This is a genomic window from Corynebacterium callunae DSM 20147, from assembly GCF_000344785.1.
Classification (GTDB): Bacteria; Actinomycetota; Actinomycetes; order Mycobacteriales; family Mycobacteriaceae; genus Corynebacterium; species Corynebacterium callunae.
Window position 1 is genome coordinate 1,328,045 of record NC_020506.1, and the last position, 17,937, is coordinate 1,345,981.

Sequence of the window (17,937 nt, forward strand, 5' to 3'; positions counted from 1 at the left end):
TGTTAGGGGGTCACTGGAATTAACCCTATAAGCAGAGACTGTTTGGGGGCTTGAACACGCTATTTACTTGTAAAAGGAAAGAGTTTCCCTACCGCTTGGCCATTGGATTCAGCAGCGGTATTTCACAAGTAGGAAGTTGGATCTCATGGGTTCTTCAAAAGTTTGGTTTATCACTGGTGCAGGCCGCGGGCTTGGAATCGATATTGCGCACAAAGCATTGGCGGCGGGGCACAGTGTTGTGGCCACTGGTCGCAGTGCAGAACAAGTACTGAAAGCAGTAGGGCAGCACCCACAGTTGCTCACTGTTTCCCTTGATATCACTGATCCTCAGGCGGCATTGGATGCAGTTGATGCTGCAGTTTCGCGCTTTGGTGGAATTGATGTACTGGTTAACAACGCAGGTAACTTCTATGCAGGCTACTTCGAGAACATCAGCCCAGCCCAATTCCGGGCGCAGATGGAAACCAATTTCTTTGGCCCTCTCAATGTCACTCGCGCAGTGTTACCAGTAATGCGCGCGCAGCGCTCCGGCCAAGTTATTACAGTGACCTCAACCGCAGGATTGATTGGCCAAGAATTCTGTGCGGCCTATGCTGCCTCTAAGTTTGCCCTCGAAGGCTGGATGGAATCCCTACGTTATGACCTTGAGCCATATGGGATCTCCACCATGGCAGTTGAACCGGGATTCTTCCGTACTGAATTGTTGGTGGAAGGTGCCTCTACAATTTGGCCAGAATTGGAGATCGACGACTATGCAGAACGCACCAGCCAGACCATTGAGGCTTGGAAGAGCATGAATGGCCAGCAAGGCGGTGACCCAGCCAAGCTTGCTGCAGCGCTAGTGACGTTATCTGATTCGGAAGACCTGCCACTGCGTTTTATTGCCGGCGCTGACGCAATGGAGGGTGTTGAAGACAACTTGGCTACGATTCAGGGGCAGATTGATGCAAACAAGGGACTGTCCGCATCATTGGTTTTTGAAGATTAGGGGAGAGACACTGCCATTAGCTTTTGCAGAGGTATGGATTAGTGACGATTTCGGTTGCTCTCTACTCGTCCAGCCCGGCTAGCGCGAACGGAATTTTCTCCGCCTTCCCAGCCGAGGTGATCTTTACCCCAAGAATCTTCAGCCCAAATTGCGAGATCGTCCTCTTCTCGCCGGCGTTTGCGGCTTTCGCGACGATCTTCACGTGAGGGCAGGGGCGCCTTAGCTTTCAGGGGCTGGACATGAACTTTAGGGCTGATGAACTTATAGATTTTCTTTGAGCCATTGCAGGTTTTCTGAGTGGAATTAACTTCTAGGTGCACTCCAAGCTCGCCCGATAATTTCAAAGCCCGAACCTTTTGTCCACACTCTGGACAAGTAGTCTTACCAGCTGAATCAAGCTGCAGCGGTCTTTGAATTGAAGGGTTCATGGGGTCAACTTTCAAAGTATTTTTGACACTCGATTGGCGTTATTTTAACCATGAGTACGCTGCGAAAGCAGGAGAATGTGAAAATTTACAAAAGGTGTTAGCAAATTTGATGCATGGGTGAGGTGGTGATGTAAGATTCCTATGTTCCCGTCTGTGGTGGGCGGGAACTGGTAGGTGGACGTGGTGTTCCACTCCATGGTGGGACCCCCGTACTAGGCGCCTAGTACGGGGGTATTTTAAATGGTGAGGTGAAGCTTGAATTCTAGGAGTCGTTGTTGCAACGACCCTCTGAACTTAGGTCTCCAAGAAAAATAAAAATCCTCCTACCTGACATATTGCCTGGTAGGAGGTGTATTTGGTGCCCCTGGTGAGACTCGAACTCACACTGGACGGGTTTTGAATCCGTTGCCTCTGCCAATTGGGCTACAAGGGCATTAAAAATAAATCAACTCAAGTTCGTGGAAGAACTTGTCTTGCTGACTGGAAGAAATATTAGACCAAGTTGCCCACAAAATGGAAATCGGGAGGTGAAGTGGGGGAATGTGTCGCCAAATTTAACACTCGCCTACACTCGGATAGGTGACTGAGAAGACTGACCAGACCCTCATGCTTATCGACGGCCATTCTATGGCCTTCCGTGCATTTTTTGCGCTTCCCGCGGAGAACTTCTCCACCACGGGAGGCCAGGCAACAAATGCTGTCTATGGCTTTCTCTCCATGCTCTCCACCTTGCTCAAAGAAGAGCAGCCTTCACATATTGCGGTGGCTTTTGACGTGGGAAGAAAGACTTTCCGCACGGATATGTTCCCGGAGTACAAGGCACAACGTGACGCCACCCCTCCTGAATTTAAGGGGCAGGTGGAAATCCTCAAGGAGATTTTAGCCACGTTGGGCATCACCACCATTGAAAAGGTGGATTTTGAGGCTGACGATGTGATTGCCAGCTTGTCCGTAGCAGCAAAACCTTTGGGCTATAACACCCTCATCGTTACCGGCGACCGCGATTCCTTCCAGTTGGTTAATGACACCACCACGGTGTTGTATCCAATGAAGGGTGTGTCCGTGCTGCACCGCTTTACTCCTGAAGCCGTGGAAGAGAAGTATGGCCTGACCCCACAGCAATATCCAGAATTTGCAGCTCTGCGCGGTGATCCTTCCGATAACCTGCCCAATATTCCAGGTGTGGGTGAAAAGACCGCCAAGAAGTGGATTGTGGAATATGGCACCTTGGAAAACCTTTTAGAGAATGCCGAAGAAATCAAGGGAAAAGTAGGCATTAGCCTGCGAGAACGCATTGATCAGGTGCGTATGAACCGCAAACTCACCGAAATGGTGAAGGATCTCGAGCTACCTGTTGGCCCCGATGATTTAGAGATGAAACCTGCGCAGGTTGCAGAAATTGCTGCGAAGTTTGATGATCTAGAGTTTGGTACCAACCTGCGCGAGCGTGTCCTCGCAGTTATTAAAGCGGAGGGCAATGTTGTTGAAGCCGCCGCTGAAGAAGCTGAGCAGGTTGTCGTCGATACGCTCCCTTTGGCTAAATGGCTGCCAGCCCGCGCTGGCCAGCCACTCGCACTGGCACTAAGCGGTGTGGCCAAACCTGCTGGTGGGGACGCATACGCGGTGGGTATTGCGGATACCGCGCGCCACGCTGTGTTGGCCGATTTGGCTGACATCAGTGCCGAAGATGAACAAGCGTTGGCCACGTGGCTGGCTTCGGAGGACCCGAAGCTGCTGCACGGCGCCAAAGCCGCCTTCCACATGCTGGCTGGCCGCGGCCTTGAGCTCAACGGGGTGGCACACGACACCGCCATTGCGGCGTACCTGTTGCGCCCGGGTCAGCGTACCTATGAGCTTGCCGACGTTTACCAGCGTCATTTGCAGCGTCGCCTCAGCACCAATGACAACGGTGGACAATTAACCCTGTTGGATGCTGCCGATGATCAGTCGCTGGTGGATGATGCTATTGCGATTTTGGAATTGTCTGAAGAACTAACCAAGCAGCTCCAAGAAATTCAAGCCTTTGAGCTTTACCGGGATATGGAAATTCCTTTGGCGGGAATTTTGGCGCGCATGGAAGCCCTGGGTATTGCAGTTGATGTCAATACGCTGGAACAGCAGCTTGAGACCTTTATTGACCAAGTTTCCCAGGAAGAAGAAGCAGCTCGGGAGCTCGCTGGCGATCCAACTCTCAACCTTTCCAGCCCTAAGCAGCTGCAGGTTGTGCTTTTTGAGACCTTCGGCATGCCCAAAACTAAGAAGACTAAAACTGGATATTCCACCGCAGCTGCAGAAATTGAAGCTTTGGCAGTGAAGAATCCACACCCATTCTTGGATCATCTTTTGGCGCACCGTCAGTACCAAAAGATGAAGACCACCTTGGAGGGTTTGATTCGCGAGGTCGCAGCTGACGGGCGAATTCACACCACCTTTAATCAGACTGTTGCCTCAACAGGTCGACTTTCATCCACTGATCCAAACCTGCAGAATATTCCAGTGCGTACCGAGGCTGGCCGTAAAATTCGCTCTGCCTTTGTGGTGGGCGAGGGCTTTGAAACCTTGCTTACCGCGGACTACTCGCAGATTGAAATGCGTGTGATGGCGCACTTGTCTCAGGATCCAGGGTTGATCGAGGCTTATCGCGAAGGCGAGGACCTGCACAATTATGTAGGTTCTAAGGTCTTTGATGTGCCTATCGACGGAGTCACCCCGGAGCTGCGTCGCCGCGTCAAGGCTATGTCCTATGGTTTGGTTTATGGACTTTCTGCCTTTGGACTATCCCAGCAATTAAATATTTCTGCCGGCGAAGCAAAGTCCATTATGGAGTCCTATTTTGAGCGCTTTGGTGGAGTGCAACGCTACCTGGGTGAAGTAGTAGAAAAAGCCCGCAAGGCCGGATATACCGAAACTCTCTTTGGCCGCCGCCGTTACCTGCCAGAGTTAACCTCTGATAACCGCGTGGCCCGCGAAAATGCCGAGCGTGCCGCACTTAATGCACCAATTCAGGGCACCGCAGCTGACATCATTAAGGTAGCGATGATCCGTGTTGATCGTGAGCTACGTGCAGCGGGCGTGAAATCACGTGTCTTGCTGCAGGTTCACGATGAATTGGTGGTTGAAATTGCTACCGGTGAACTTGAGCAAGTACGTGAAATTGTAGAAAAAGAAATGGACAGCGCTATTACATTGTCTGTTCCACTGGAAGTTTCTGCAGGTGATGGCACTAACTGGGATGCTGCCGCGCACTAGGTGAGGAGTAAGCCAGGGTATTTAAGCAATTCGCTGTATTTGCGGATTAAGCTTGATGCCCTGGCTTTTGCTTTTTGATAAAGAAAATAGCGATGGCAGTGGCGAGCGAAAGTGCCAAGGTGGACATAAAAAATCCCAGGTGTGCGCGCTGTAGGACCATCTCCGGGGCGGTAGAGTTGCCCAGGAAAGTAACTGCTAGTGCAGAAAATACCCCAACTCCAAAGGTGCCACCGATTTGGTGAACTGAGTTGACGAGGCCTGATACTGCACCGGATTCTTCCGGCTGTGCACCTTGTACTGACATTGATGTCAAAGGACCAAAAGCAATACCTTGGGCTGCGCCCAGTAGCCCGATGGGGATTATTAAGGACGCGGTAATGCCTGCAGATTGTGGGATAAAGGCAAGTCCCGCCATTGCGATTACCATAAAAACCAACCCGCTAATCAGAAGGGTGCGATTGGAAAAACCTGCGCGTGATAAGCGTGGCACAAAAGAGGCACTAAAGAACTGTAGGAGTGACATGGGTAGGAAAGTAAAACCTGCTTGCAGTGGAGTGAAATCATAGTTGTCCTGCATTAACTGTGTTGCAAAGAAAAAGTAGGACATCACGGAACCCACTAAAAGGAAGCGAGCCACTAGCGCGGCATTCCTGCTGCGATCTCGGAAAAGAGTTAAAGGCATTAATGGGGAAGTTGCTCGCGACTCATTCCAGAGGAACACTCCAAAAAGCACGAGACCTGCAATTAATGAGGCAAGTACCAGTGGGGAACCCCAGCCTTGCTCTGCGCTCATCACTACGGCATAGAGGATCAGCGCAATTGAGCTCGCGGAAAAAATAGTTCCGGGTAAATCCAAACTGCCTTGTTTTGTGACAGATTTAGGCAGTACTCGCGAAGCCATCCAGTACAAGAGGATGGCAAGTGGGACATTAATAATGAAGCCAACTCGCCAAGACAGCATTTGGGCAAATATGCCACCCAGCACCATTCCTAAAGCCACTCCGATGCCAGCAACTGCACCATAAGCAGAGGTTGCGCGCAGACGTTGAGGGCCTTCAGGGAAAAACTCCGTAATAAGTGCCAAAGTTGCTGGAGCGATAATGGCCGCGCCTGCACCTTGCACAAAGCGCGCTCCAATAAGCACCGCAGCATTAGGGGCGAGGCTAATAGCAAGGGAAGAAAGCCCAAAAAGTAATAGGCCTACGTTGAGTACTCGGCGGCGACCAAAAGTATCACCAGCACGAGATCCGCAGAGCAAAAGTGCTCCAAAGCTGAGGGTATAGATATTTTGCACCCATGAAAGATGCAAGGGATCAAGACCTAACTCGGCGCCGATGGCAGGTAGTCCGGTGACCACGATGGAGGTATCTAGCAAAATCATGAGATACCCAAGGAGCACAATAGCTAAAATCATAAATTCTATTGTTGGCTCTTTGGAAAGCAGCAAACAGTGGTGAGTTAGCCCGGTAACGCCAGTACCTGTTTAGGACTCGTGCGAATTCTCAGGTGGACTCTTGCGCGGAAGCTTGCGGACATAGCTAGCAGGAGTCAATGTGTCAGCACTAGCAATGTGAGTTTGTTTTCCGGGAACTTTGTCCGTGTTATGCGCACTTACACATATCCACGAAGCATCGTCTTGGCGGGAAAGAGTAAAACTAAATACGCCAGTGCGCACTCCGGCTCTTTCACCCTGTGGGGTAATTTGTCCTTCCATTGTCCATGCTGCATGAACCACCGCCACATCTACACCCAAGAGACGAGTAGTTACTTTATTTAAGGTCATGACGGTGTCGGGGAACATACGATCAAAACCGTAGGCATGAGCATCGCGGATTTGTTTGCGAGAGTTCCACCACAAGCCGACGACGTTGACAAAATCTGCATCTTCACTAAAAAGCTCTGCTATTTCATCGGCATTTGCTTTGTTCCAGGCAGCCACAAAGTTTTCCGCAACTTGTGCTGGGGAGTTAATCAATGTCCTATTCCTTCTGCCGGGCGAGCTCTGCTTATCACTAGCTTTGAAGTAACCCTAATAAAGTCTAAAGAAAAGCTACCGTGGGGAGGGTTAGGCTCAGATTGTGCCTTGCCTGGTAATCGCAGTACCTCCCTTAGTTTTCAGTGGAGGAATAGATTAGGGGTTATGGATCTACAAGCTGACGTCAAAGAATTCCTCACCACCCGCCGCAATAACTTAAGCCCCAAAAATGCGGGCATGCCGTTTTATCAAGGTAGAAGGCGGGTCCCCGGGCTAAGGCGTGAAGAGGTAGCCATGCTTGCTGGAATGAGCGTGGACTATTACACCCGCTTGGAGCGCGGAAACCTCAGTGGTGTTTCCGATCAAGTCTTATCTGCGCTCGCTCAGGCATTACAGCTTGATGAGGCAGAAACTACGCACCTTTTTGATTTATCTCGTCTGGCAAATGCTGGGGGAGCCGCACGCAAAAAGGCGCAAACTCCAGCTGCAGATAAGGACTCAGTGCGACCAGAGATTAGACGCATTTTGGATTCCATGCAGGATATGCCAGCATTTGTACGCTCTGAGCGTCGCGATATTATCGCAGCCAATGCTTTGGGCCGTGCACTTTATTCACCCTTATATGAGAGCAAGGTATCGCAAACACTTGGCGATAATAAGGATGCAGTCAACGTTGCTCGCTTTACATTCCTGGATCCGGCTGCTCGTGACTTTTTCCCGGAGTGGGAGAAAATGGCAGGCAACTTGGTGGCCAGCCTGCGCGCAGTGGCAGTGAAGTATCCCTTTGATACAACCTTTAGCAATATGATCGGCGAGCTAGTTACCCGCAGTGAGGACTTTGCTCAAATGTGGGCTCAGCATAATGTGCATCTTCACCGCGCAGGTTCCAAAACGGTGCACCACCCACTTGTTGGAGATATCACCCTAGATTTTGAAACCCTCGTGCTACCCGCGGAATCAGAGTTGGCGTTAATAGTTTATTCCGCAGCTCCAAATTCCAGCTCGGCTGACAACCTGCAATTGCTGGCTAATTGGAGCGTGGGTGGCATCGCCGAAACAGGTAATAACAGCCCCTCCCTCAACCTTTCTGTGGAAGATAGCCTTTAAAACATGACCATTCCTAGTTTTACTTTGAACAATGGTGTTAGCCTCCCAGCCCTAGGCTATGGAGTCTTCCAAACACCACCCGCCGAGACAATTGCTGCAGTTAAAGAAACCCTCAAGGCTGGCTACCGTCACATCGACACCGCAGCTGCCTACGGCAATGAACGTGAAGTTGGACAAGCAATCGCTGAATCCGGCATTGATCGCTCTGAAATCTTCATCGAAACCAAAGTCTGGATCTCCGACTACGGCTTTGATGCTACTTTGCATGCTTTTGAAAAGTCCGCCGCCAAGCTTGGGGTTGATACCATTGACCTTTTTATCCTCCACCAGGCACTTCCCACAAACTTTGACCTGACCATCGAGGCTTATAAGGCACTTGAGCAGCTACTTGCTGAAGGCAAGGTGCGCGCAATTGGCGTTAGTAACTTCATGGTTGAGCACCTGGATAAGCTGATTGCAGAAACCACTGTCGTACCAGCAGTAAACCAGTTAGAGATTCACCCTTATTTCCAGCAGCGAGAAGTCCTTGCACGCAATGCTGAGCTGGGCATCCTGAGCCAAGCTTGGTCCCCAATTGGCGGAATTACCTTCTATCGCGAGGGCGAGCACACCAGCACCCTAAACGATCCCACCATCGGCGAGATCGCCAAGAAGTACGGTAAAACCCCAGCTCAAGTTATGTTGCGTTGGCAATTCCAAGAAGGACACCATGCTATTCCAAAGTCGGTGACACCTTCTCGAATTGCTGAGAACATCAATATCTTTGACTTTGAGCTTAACGACGAAGAACTGCGCGTCATCGATGCGCTGGACACTAAAAAGCGTGGCGGCCCTGAGCCCGAAGACATCAACCTAGAAACCTTCGGAATGCCTATTCCAGAGGCTTAAAACGGAAGTGATGCAATAAAAATAGCCGTGCCGGGGAAAAGCTTTCCGCGCAGTGGCGACCATTGGCCCCAGGTCTCAGTGAGATCTGCGGGCCATTCTGGTTCGATAAGCTTTTCCAGCACAAAGCCTGCGTCGATAAGCTCATTAATCCGCGCACCCATGGTGCGGTGCTGTTCGGCATAGGTTAAATGCCCGGTTTCCTCATCTTCTTCCACATAACCTGACTGGTCGAAGTAGCTAATGGTTGCCTCGAGGCCCGCGGGGCCGGGATCATCAGGAAAAATCCAGCGCATGGGATGGGTAATGGAAAAAACGAGGCGACCGCCAGGTTTAAGGACGCGCGCAAATTCACGCATTAATGCCGCGGAATCCTCAACAAATGGGATCGCCCCAAAGACAGAAAATGCCAGATCAAAGGCATTATCTAGGTAGGGAAGTGCCATGGCATCGGCTTGTACCAAAGATACTGTGTGGTTTGGGCCAGCATGGCGCAACATTTCTCGAGAAATATCAAAGGCAGTAACAAACGCCTCTGGGATGTCATGGGAAAGCCAGCGTGAACACGGCGCGGAGCCACAGCCAATCTCTAAGATTTTTGCACCTTTAAGCTGCTCCGCTGTGCCAAGCAGGCGAACATCTTTTTCATGCAGCATCTCCGGGCACCAATAAAATTCACCTTGTGGACTATCCGTTCCAAGGTATGAACCATGCCGTTGGTGATAGTCGGAAGCGTCTAAATCCCACCAATGACGATTGGCTAGCGAAAACTCATTGGTCTCACTGGTATCATATGTGCCCATTTGCTGAATTCTATTTGCTCTAGCTGCACAAACAGCGTAGTGTTGATTAGGCGTGTCGCTGCGTAGGGTGTCGGCGTGTTCTTGTAGGAAAGCACACCGAGCTTGTACGTGAAATCAAAACCCCGTCTATACAGGGTATTTGGGAGACATTGCTTCCTGTCCATTCTAAATTTCCTATCCATTTCGGAGCAATTTACATATGCCCACCAACAATGCACCTCAGGTAGCCATCAACGATATTGGCTCTGCTGAGGACTTCCTTGCAGCAATCGACGCAACCATCAAGTACTTCAACGATGGCGACATCGTTGAGGGCACCGTGGTCAAGGTCGATCGTGACGAGGTTCTTCTCGACATCGGATACAAGACCGAGGGTGTTATCCCATCCCGCGAGCTTTCCATCAAGCACGATGTCGATCCCGACGAGGTTGTCGAAGTTGGCGACCAGATCGACGCTCTTGTTCTCACCAAGGAGGACAAAGAAGGCCGTCTGATCCTTTCCAAGAAGCGTGCTCAGTACGAGCGTGCATGGGGAGCCATCGAGGAGCTCAAGGAGAAGGACGAGCCTGTTACCGGCACCGTCATCGAGGTCGTCAAGGGCGGCCTTATCATCGACATCGGACTGCGCGGCTTCCTGCCAGCATCCCTCGTCGAAATGCGTCGCGTTCGTGACCTGGACCCATACATCGGCCAGGAGCTCGAAGCGAAGATCATCGAGCTGGACAAGAACCGCAACAACGTTGTTCTTTCCCGCCGTGCATTCCTCGAGCAGACCCAGTCTGAGGTCCGTTCCGAGTTCTTGCACCAGCTCCAGAAGGGCCAGGTCCGCAAGGGCGTCGTCTCTTCCATCGTCAACTTCGGCGCATTCGTCGATCTCGGCGGTGTCGACGGACTGGTTCACGTTTCCGAGCTTTCTTGGAAGCACATTGACCACCCATCTGAGGTTGTCACCGTTGGCGACGAAGTCACCGTTGAGGTTCTCGACGTTGATCTCGACCGCGAGCGCGTATCCCTCTCCCTGAAGGCAACTCAGGAAGATCCATGGCGCGTCTTCGCACGTACCCACGCTGTGGGACAGATCGTGCCAGGCAAGGTCACCAAGCTTGTTCCATTCGGTGCGTTCGTTCGCGTTGAAGAGGGCATCGAGGGCCTCGTCCACATCTCCGAGCTGGCTCAGCGCCACGTTGAGGTTCCTGACCAGGTTGTCGCCGTTGGCGAAGAGGTTATGGTCAAGGTCATCGACATCGATCTCGAGCGTCGTCGTATCTCCCTCTCCCTCAAGCAGGCAGACGAGGATTACACCGAGGAATTCGACCCATCCAAGTACGGTATGGCCGATTCCTACGACGAGCAGGGTAACTACATCTTCCCTGAGGGCTTCGATGCAGAGACCAACGAATGGCTCGAGGGCTTCGATGAGCAGCGTCAGGCATGGGAGGCTCGCTACGCAGAGTCCGAGCGTCGCTTCACTGCTCACACCGCTCAGATCGAGCGTCGTCGCCAGCAGGCAGAAGAGGCAGCTGCCGAGGCTCCTGCAGGCAACTACTCCTCCGAGTCCGAAGAGGCAGCTCCAGCAGCAGCATCTTCCGAAGAGACCACCGGTGGATCCCTGGCTTCCGACGAGCAGCTCGCTGCTCTGCGCGAGAGGCTTGCAGGCAACTAATAATTCCTGCGCTTAGCTCTAAGGTGTCAACTGACGTTGACAATTGGCACCACTAGCGCTTGCTCCGCATAAACACCCCGTATCACTTGCTTTAGGGCAGTGGTACGGGGTGTTTTGTATGGGTTGATGGTCGAGCGGCCAAATGGTGGTCTGCACCCGTGCCGGCCCGCACTCATGGCGAACCGAATGGAATGTTGCGCCATAGCCCGCTTAAGAATTGGCTACTCTAATTAGCTTCAGAGACGTTAATAGGGAAGTGTTGTAATGAACTTCGTGGGGTTCAAAAATCTCTGCGCTAGCGCCGCTGAATGCTTGGGGGAAATTTTTGGGAAGCTGGGCCGTTAGATAAAGTTTTGGCCAAATTTGGCCTTTGAGGTGGCATTTCAATAAATTAGATAAGTAATACCTTTTGGATTTGTTTGTACTTGTGTGTTTCGTCTTGTTTTGTGCGGTATTCGGACATATCATTAGGGAGACTTACCACTTATTCGGAATTAAGTGTTCTCCATCACAAAAGATGTAGAGCCCTTGCCAAAAGAAGATTAAAAGCTTCCTGAGCTATCAGGAAAAAAATTTTGCATAGTGTGCAATCGTTTTCTTATGCGGTTCTATTATCACCCTCGATGATAGCACCCCGGAGAATTGGTAGGCGCTGCAGGATCGAACCGCGATCTTGACGGCTCCAATTTCGTTGCGGTAGATAACTCTCTTTGGAGAGCTAAGAGCCGCGCGTTCAGAAAGGTTTGACATGGCGTCCAAACTAACGACGACATCGCAGCATATTCTGGATAACCTCGGTGGTCCAGACAATATTACGTCGATGACCCACTGTGCCACCCGCTTGCGCTTCCAGGTGCGAGATCAATCCGCTGTTGATCAGCAAACGATTGACTCAGATCCTTCAGTGCTGGGCGTTGTGCCACAGGGCTCTACCGGTATGCAGGTAGTGATGGGTGGATCTGTTGCCAACTATTACCAAGAGATGCTCAAGCTTGACGGCATGAGCCGCTTCGCCGGCGGTGAGGATGACGCTAAGCCAGCCGCTGCTAAGAAAGAATACGGCGGAGTCCGTGGCAAGTTCTCTGGCGTAGACTACGCCTTCGAGTTCTTGTCTGATACTTTCCGACCAATCCTGTGGGCCCTGCTTGGTGCCTCACTGATTATTACTCTGTTGGTTCTTGCGGATACCTTCGGTTTGCAAGACTTCCGTGCTCCAATGGATGAGCAGCCTGATACCTATGTATTCCTGCACTCCATGTGGCGCTCGGTCTTCTACTTCCTGCCAATTATGGTTGGTGCCACCGCAGCTCGAAAGCTCGGCGCAAATGAGTGGATTGGTGCAGCTATTCCAGCCGCACTACTTACTCCAGAATTCTTGGCACTAGGTTCTGCCGGCGATACCGTCACCGTCTTTGGCCTGCCAATGGTTCTTAATGATTACTCCGGCCAGGTCTTCCCACCACTGATTGCAGCAATCGGCCTGTACTGGGTTGAAAAGGGTCTGAAGAAGATCATTCCGGAAGCAGTGCAGATGGTGTTTGTACCATTCTTCTCCCTGCTCATTATGATTCCAGCAACCGCATTCTTGCTCGGACCATTCGGTATTGGTGTGGGTAATGGCATCTCCAGCCTGCTTGAAGCTGTCAACAACTTCAGCCCATTCATTCTGTCTATCGTTATTCCTTTGCTCTACCCATTCTTGGTACCACTGGGCTTGCACTGGCCTCTCAACGCCATCATGATCCAGAACCTCAACACCTTGGGTTATGACTTCATCCAGGGACCAATGGGTGCATGGAACTTTGCCTGCTTCGGTCTGGTTACCGGCGTATTCCTGATCGCTTTGAAGGAAAAGAACCGCGCAATGCGCCAGGTTTCCCTTGGTGGCATGCTTGCAGGTCTCCTCGGCGGTATTTCCGAGCCTTCCCTTTATGGTGTGCTCCTGCGCTTCAAGAAGACTTACTTCCGTCTGCTTCCAGGCTGCCTTGTTGGCGGTATCGTCATGGGCATCTTTGACATCAAGGCTTATGCCTTCGTGTTCACCTCCCTGCTCACCATCCCAGCAATGGATCCATGGTTGGGCTACACCGTTGGTATCGCAGCAGCCTTCTTTACCTCAATGCTCTTGGTTCTCTTCTTCGATTACCGTTCCGATGCAGAGCGCGATGAAGCTAAGGCACAGATGGCAGCAGCTGAGCAGGCTAACAACACCCCAGCAGCACCCGCAGCTCCAGTTGCTCCTGCAGCAGGCGCAGCCGTAGCTGGTGGCGCAGCAGCCGCAACTGCAGTTGCTACCAAGCCTCGTTTGGCAGCCGGTCAGGTTGTGGAAATCACCTCACCACTCGAGGGCCGCGCAGTTCCCCTTTCTGAGGTACCGGATCCAATCTTCGCTGCTGGCAAGCTTGGACCAGGTATCGCAATTGAACCAACCGGTAACACCGTAGTAGCACCAGCTGATGCGACTGTCATCTTGGTTCAGAAGTCCGGACATGCCGTAGCGTTGCGCTTGGATAGTGGCATCGAATTGCTCATCCACATTGGTCTGGACACTGTTCAGCTCGGTGGCGAAGGCTTCGAGGTTCATGTTGAGCGCAAGCAGCAGGTAAAGGCTGGCGATCCTTTGATCACCTTCGATCCAGAGTTCATTCGCTCCAAGAACTTGCCTTTGATCACCCCAGTTGTGGTCTCCAACGCTAATAAATTCGGTGAGATCCTTGGCATCGAAGCAGCACAGGCAGACGCCACCACCACGGTAATTAAGGTTAATGGCGCTGAATAAGCTCAAACCTTGCCCATAACAGGGCAGAACAAACTAATCTGGTCAGTATGTTAAAGATTGGACTGACCGGCGGGATCGGCAGCGGTAAATCAACCGTTGCCGATCTTTTGTCGTCTGAAGGATTTTTGATCATCGACGCAGACCAAATCGCCCGCGAAATAGTGGAACCTGGTCAACCAGCCCTAGCGGAATTGGTAGAGGCTTTTGGCCCAGAGATCATCAAAGAAGATGGTTCACTGGACCGTCCAGGGCTTGCTGCCAAAGCATTTGTAGACCCTGAGCACACCGCATTGCTTAATTCGATTACGCATCCACGCATCGCTGAAGAAACTGCTCGACGTTTTGCGGAAGCCGAGGCCAATGGCACCAAGGTGGCGATTTATGACATGCCGCTGCTCGTGGATAAGGGCTTGGATCGTGGCATGGATATGGTGCTGGTGGTGGACGTCAACGTTGAGGAGCGCGTGCGCCGCCTCGTCGAAAAGCGCGGTTTGGGGGAGGAAGACGTGCGTCGCCGCATTGATTCCCAGGTTCCCGATGAGGTGCGTTTGAAAGCTGCAGATGTGGTGATTGACAATAACGGCAGCTTGGATGACCTTAAGGCGAATATGAAGAACGTTATTGCGGAGATTTTGACGCGTTCTAAGTAGCATCCTTGGGCAGAAATTTATCTGCGCCAGAGATTGCAGCTTAAACCCCCACGCACCTTCCTAAAAGCGGTATTCTAGCGCCCATGAAGATTTGGAATACTGGTCCCTTTGATAATGAGGAAGCTCAGGAAGTGTTAGAGGATCTCCGCGAGGGGCACCTGGATCCCGCGGAGCTGCTGCCTGACATCGGCCAGCGGCATATCGAAGAGGACCAGGGAGCTCTGATTATCGCGCTCGCACACCTGGCAGCCGGTAATCAGCCTGCGGAAGGCGCGGCGGTGGACGTCGAAAAGCTTCAGACTCCGGCTATGAAGGATAAGCTGCGCCAATGCCTGGAAGCGGTATTGATTGATGGTACGGTTTCGGCGCTTTATGCGCGCTGGCAGCGCGAGGGCGAGAAGCTCCACGAGTGGAAATCGCGTTCCTACGTGCTCTTAAAATAAGACGCTTTTCGACGAAAAACCGCTGCGCGGGCGCGAAACTGGGTTAAGTGGTTAGGCTTAGTGCTTATGAACCTTCACCCAAATGTTGCGCCATTTTCCTTTTTGATCGGTACTTGGAGCGGTGCTGGCCGTGGATATTATCCGACTATTGCGGGTTTTGAATACCGCGAGACCGTAACTTTTAGTGCGATTCCCGGCAAGCCCTTTTTGCGCTATGAGCAAAAGACGCAGGGTGCACACGGTCCGATGCATACTGAGCTGGGATTTTTCCGTCCTGTGGGGGAGGGCAAGCTGGAATTCACTCTCGCTCAGCCTACGGGCCAAACTGAGCTTTTGGAAGGCGCTGTTGCAGAGTTTGATGGCGAGCTGCGCTTCGATTTTGAGCAGTCCACTGTGGTGAACTCGCCGGCTGCTAAAGAAGTAAAAAGCACTGCGCGTTTTTATGTGTTAAATAAAGAACGCACAGTGCTTAAAACTCGATTTGATATGGCTGCTGCAGGTCAACAATTGCAGCAGCATTTGGAAAGCCACTTAGAAAAGTAGGCTTAGCCGATTCGCTCGACGGCGTTGATAACCAAGTTCCAGAACTTATCAAAGTCCAGCTTTACTGCAACCTGAGTGGTGCAATCGGCAGGCGCTGGGGAGCGGAAATCTGCAACGGTCATGCCGGTGGTGAGCGCACCCGTGAGCTCTACATCAAGTGGAGCCTTGCGGGTGGTGAACACTGAATTATCGATGAGGTAAGCAACTGCGCAAGGATCGTGCACTGGTGGGTTCTCAAAGCCCTGGGCATCTTGGTAGTTCTTGCGGAAAGCGGCAAATAGCGCAACCACAAAATCAGCGGTATGAGTGCCAAGTACTGCGATCTTGGCCTCCACCTCAGGGGTTGCCAGTGCTTGGTGGGTAAGATCCAGGCCGACCATGGTCAGTGGCCACTTTTCATTAAAAACAATGTGGGCTGCTTCAGGGTCAATCTTGATATTAAATTCCGCAACAGCAGTCCAGTTGCCCTCGTGGTAGCCACCGCCCATGAGCACAACTTCCTTCACGCGCTCAGCGATGCGAGGTTCCTTTCGGACTGCCAGTGCGATGTTGGTCAGTGGTCCAGTAGGAACCAATGCCACAGTGCCGGGCTCATTGTTCATGATGGTGTCGATGATGAAGTCCACAGCGTGGGTATCAGAAACCTGCTTGGTGGGTTCTGGCAACTCAAAGTTGTGGATTTCCATACCGGTATCGCCGTGGATGTCTTCTGCAACTTCAACGGCGCGCACCAGTGGGCGGGTAGCACCGGGGTAAATTGTGGCATCAATGCCTGCGATAGTGGCCACTACCTGCGCATTGTGGGTGACCTTATCGATGGTGTGATTGCCGCCCACAGTGGTGATGCCCAGCAATTCAATTTCTGGGCTGCCGGCAGCAAGCAGCATAGCTACTGCATCATCGTGGCCAGGATCGCAGTCGAGAATAATTTTCGTGCTCATGTGGTTCTCCTTTGAAATGGGGTGGTTTTAGGCCTGCTATTTTGCGGAGGTTTCCGCGAGGTTTTTAGCCGCCACGGTGTCTTTGATGGTTTCTGGACGTGGAATCATCAGGGAGCAGAGGAAGGCAGCTGCCAAAATGATCACGCCAGCCCACATACCTGCTGCGTATCCGCCATTATTGTCACCAAAGCTGGTAGCTACGGCGAAGAGGATGGCAAAGGAAATTCCAGCACCCAAGTTAAAGGCACCAGCATTCATTCCTGGGAGGTAGCCCTGGTTATCTGCAGGGGAGAGAACCACGCCAAGGCCGTTGAGCATGATATTGGCGATGCCGGCATAAGCGATACCCACAAAGACGGACATTGCCAAATAAGCCAGGTGTGAGTCGGTACCCACCAAGAAAGTTGCTCCGGCGACGCCAATGATGGTCAAGACGATGCCGATTTGCAGCACAATCTTATAGCCGAGCTTTCCAGCCATTGCTCCGGCGATTGGTCCAAAAATAAGTCCAGCCAGCGCATAGGGAGTAAGAGTCCACCAAGAGACAACTCCTGCGGACATGCCAGCGCCATTGTCCACGTCTTGCGCCAGGTTTGGCAGCAAGCCGTTCATCACCGCAAAGACACCAGTCATGGTCAAAAGCGTGGTGAGCAGCAGCGCCCAGGTGCGACGTTGTCCCAAATATTCCACGCTAACCAGAGGGTTCTTAACGCGCTTTTCGATGTTGTAGAAGACCACAACGCCGGCGATGCCGATAATAAAGAGCGCAACAACCAGACCCCAGTTAGCTGCGGAGAGCTTGCCTGCCTCATTAAAGGCCATAAGCAGAGAGCCGATGGATACTGCCAGCGGAAGCACACCCAGCCAGTCCATCTTAGGAGTTTCGGTAGCGGTGGATTCCTTCACACTGAAGGGGAGCGAGAGGGCAGCGACAGCACAGAAGGCAGCCATGACCCAGAAGATGGAACGGAAACCAAACGTTTCAGCCAGCCAGCCACCAGCAAGCGCATCCACGCCACCGATACCACCGTTAACGGAGGTGACAATTCCGAGTAGCAGCGCATATTGCTTTTCATTGGTTACCTGCTGGCGCAGAATAATCAGACACAGTGGCACGGTTGGACCAGCAACACCTTGGATGAGGCGACCCAGGAAGAGGATGGTCACATTCGGGGCAAAGGCAGCGACAATACAGCCGATACCGGTAACAATCATCATGCCGACCAGCACTTTGCGGCGACCAATCAGATCGCCCCACCGTGGCAGGAACAGGGAAAACAGCGCGGCCGCGGTGAAGAAGGCAGTCTGCGTCATGCCGATTTGGGCAGCTGTTGCATTAAGTTCAGTTTCCATGGTGGCCAGTGCTGGCGCCAGCATAGAGGCGTTGAGCTGGAAGGCGAATACCGCGACCAGCAAGGCGATCATCAATGGTACGACTGTGGCGGCCGAGGTTTTACTCGGCTGAACAGGAAGTGACATCAGT

15 protein-coding genes and 1 tRNA gene are annotated in these 17,937 nt (G+C 52.1%); 9 read left to right on the forward strand and 7 right to left on the reverse strand.

Features of this window, described 5'->3' with window-relative positions; genetic code table 11:
* The first annotated feature begins 145 nt into the window (after positions 1-145).
* Positions 146-988 (forward strand): SDR family oxidoreductase, encoded by an 843-nt coding sequence (locus H924_RS06270; protein ID WP_015651119.1) that lies wholly within the window; start codon positions 146-148, stop codon positions 986-988.
* 38 nt (positions 989-1,026) lie between these two features.
* Here the strand turns inward: H924_RS06270 and H924_RS14355 are convergent, their stop codons facing one another.
* On the reverse strand, positions 1,027-1,416 hold the full coding sequence (locus tag H924_RS14355; protein WP_155885567.1) for a hypothetical protein: 390 nt from the start codon (positions 1,414-1,416) through the stop codon (positions 1,027-1,029).
* Between the two features lie 356 nt (positions 1,417-1,772).
* Positions 1,773-1,849: transfer RNA gene (locus H924_RS06275), tRNA-Leu, on the reverse strand.
* A gap of 173 nt (positions 1,850-2,022) precedes the next feature.
* Here H924_RS06275 and polA point away from each other — a divergent pair.
* Positions 2,023-4,665, forward strand: coding sequence for a DNA polymerase I (polA, locus tag H924_RS06280; RefSeq protein ID WP_015651120.1), 2,643 nt, complete (start codon positions 2,023-2,025; stop codon positions 4,663-4,665).
* 46 nt (positions 4,666-4,711) lie between these two features.
* Here the strand turns inward: polA and H924_RS06285 are convergent, their stop codons facing one another.
* Together H924_RS06285 and H924_RS06290 are read right to left on the reverse strand one after the other, a co-directional pair.
* Positions 4,712-6,079: an MFS transporter gene (locus tag H924_RS06285; protein WP_015651121.1), complete on the reverse strand. Its 1,368-nt coding sequence runs from the start codon at positions 6,077-6,079 to the stop codon at positions 4,712-4,714.
* A 69-nt stretch (positions 6,080-6,148) separates the two neighbouring features.
* Positions 6,149-6,640: an SgcJ/EcaC family oxidoreductase gene (locus H924_RS06290; protein ID WP_015651122.1), complete on the reverse strand. Its 492-nt coding sequence runs from the start codon at positions 6,638-6,640 to the stop codon at positions 6,149-6,151.
* 165 nt (positions 6,641-6,805) lie between these two features.
* Between H924_RS06290 and H924_RS06295 the strand changes: the two genes are divergently transcribed.
* Together H924_RS06295 and H924_RS06300 are read left to right on the forward strand one after the other, a co-directional pair.
* Positions 6,806-7,747, forward strand: a complete 942-nt coding sequence (locus H924_RS06295) for a helix-turn-helix transcriptional regulator (RefSeq protein ID WP_015651123.1) — start codon at positions 6,806-6,808, stop codon at positions 7,745-7,747.
* A 3-nt stretch (positions 7,748-7,750) separates the two neighbouring features.
* The gene (locus H924_RS06300) at positions 7,751-8,635 is read left to right on the forward strand and encodes an aldo/keto reductase (RefSeq protein WP_015651124.1); all 885 of its coding nucleotides are present in this window, start codon (positions 7,751-7,753) and stop codon (positions 8,633-8,635) included.
* Here H924_RS06300 and H924_RS06305 read toward each other — a convergent pair.
* On the reverse strand, positions 8,632-9,435 hold the full coding sequence (locus H924_RS06305; RefSeq protein ID WP_029703069.1) for a class I SAM-dependent methyltransferase: 804 nt from the start codon (positions 9,433-9,435) through the stop codon (positions 8,632-8,634). The genes H924_RS06300 and H924_RS06305 overlap by 4 nt on opposite strands.
* Positions 9,436-9,634: 199 nt before the next feature.
* Between H924_RS06305 and rpsA the strand changes: the two genes are divergently transcribed.
* The 5 genes from rpsA to H924_RS06335 all read left to right on the forward strand — a co-directional run bounded on the left by rpsA (position 9,635) and on the right by H924_RS06335 (position 15,513).
* Positions 9,635-11,098, forward strand: coding sequence for a 30S ribosomal protein S1 (gene rpsA / locus H924_RS06315; protein WP_015651127.1), 1,464 nt, complete (start codon positions 9,635-9,637; stop codon positions 11,096-11,098).
* A 748-nt stretch (positions 11,099-11,846) separates the two neighbouring features.
* Positions 11,847-13,877 (forward strand): glucose PTS transporter subunit IIA, encoded by a 2,031-nt coding sequence (locus H924_RS06320; protein ID WP_029703066.1) that lies wholly within the window; start codon positions 11,847-11,849, stop codon positions 13,875-13,877.
* A 47-nt stretch (positions 13,878-13,924) separates the two neighbouring features.
* A complete protein-coding gene (gene coaE / locus H924_RS06325; protein WP_015651129.1) occupies positions 13,925-14,527 on the forward strand; it encodes a dephospho-CoA kinase in 603 nt (200 codons plus the stop codon).
* 83 nt (positions 14,528-14,610) lie between these two features.
* Positions 14,611-14,970 carry a DUF4259 domain-containing protein gene (locus tag H924_RS06330; RefSeq protein ID WP_015651130.1) on the forward strand — a complete coding sequence of 120 codons (360 nt, stop codon included), beginning with the start codon at positions 14,611-14,613 and terminating at the stop codon, positions 14,968-14,970.
* Between the two features lie 66 nt (positions 14,971-15,036).
* Complete coding sequence (locus H924_RS06335) at positions 15,037-15,513, forward strand: FABP family protein (protein ID WP_015651131.1); 477 nt, start codon at positions 15,037-15,039, stop codon at positions 15,511-15,513.
* Positions 15,514-15,515: 2 nt separating this feature from the next.
* Here the strand turns inward: H924_RS06335 and uriH are convergent, their stop codons facing one another.
* Entirely contained in the window at positions 15,516-16,454 is a 939-nt protein-coding gene (gene uriH / locus H924_RS06340; protein ID WP_015651132.1) for a uridine-preferring nucleoside hydrolase UriH, read from the reverse strand.
* A 36-nt stretch (positions 16,455-16,490) separates the two neighbouring features.
* A complete protein-coding gene (gene uriT, locus H924_RS06345) occupies positions 16,491-17,933 on the reverse strand; it encodes a uridine transporter UriT (protein WP_015651133.1) in 1,443 nt (480 codons plus the stop codon).
* Between the last annotated feature and the right edge of the window lie 4 nt (positions 17,934-17,937).

Bases quoted from the DNA above. Each gene is read 5' to 3' on its own strand.
- H924_RS06270 (WP_015651119.1), top strand. From the start codon at position 146: ATGGGTTCTTCAAAAGTTTGGTTTATCACTGGTGCAGGCCGCGGGCTT.
- H924_RS14355 (WP_155885567.1), bottom strand. From the start codon at position 1,416: ATGAACCCTTCAATTCAAAGACCGCTGCAGCTTGATTCAGCTGGTAAG.
- polA (WP_015651120.1), top strand. From the start codon at position 2,023: ATGCTTATCGACGGCCATTCTATGGCCTTCCGTGCATTTTTTGCGCTT.
- H924_RS06285 (WP_015651121.1), bottom strand. From the start codon at position 6,079: ATGATTTTAGCTATTGTGCTCCTTGGGTATCTCATGATTTTGCTAGAT.
- H924_RS06295 (WP_015651123.1), top strand. From the start codon at position 6,806: ATGGATCTACAAGCTGACGTCAAAGAATTCCTCACCACCCGCCGCAAT.
- H924_RS06300 (WP_015651124.1), top strand. From the start codon at position 7,751: ATGACCATTCCTAGTTTTACTTTGAACAATGGTGTTAGCCTCCCAGCC.
- H924_RS06305 (WP_029703069.1), bottom strand. From the start codon at position 9,435: ATGGGCACATATGATACCAGTGAGACCAATGAGTTTTCGCTAGCCAAT.
- rpsA (WP_015651127.1), top strand. From the start codon at position 9,635: ATGCCCACCAACAATGCACCTCAGGTAGCCATCAACGATATTGGCTCT.
- H924_RS06320 (WP_029703066.1), top strand. From the start codon at position 11,847: ATGGCGTCCAAACTAACGACGACATCGCAGCATATTCTGGATAACCTC.
- coaE (WP_015651129.1), top strand. From the start codon at position 13,925: ATGTTAAAGATTGGACTGACCGGCGGGATCGGCAGCGGTAAATCAACC.
- H924_RS06330 (WP_015651130.1), top strand. From the start codon at position 14,611: ATGAAGATTTGGAATACTGGTCCCTTTGATAATGAGGAAGCTCAGGAA.
- H924_RS06335 (WP_015651131.1), top strand. From the start codon at position 15,037: ATGAACCTTCACCCAAATGTTGCGCCATTTTCCTTTTTGATCGGTACT.
- uriH (WP_015651132.1), bottom strand. From the start codon at position 16,454: ATGAGCACGAAAATTATTCTCGACTGCGATCCTGGCCACGATGATGCA.
- uriT (WP_015651133.1), bottom strand. From the start codon at position 17,933: ATGTCACTTCCTGTTCAGCCGAGTAAAACCTCGGCCGCCACAGTCGTA.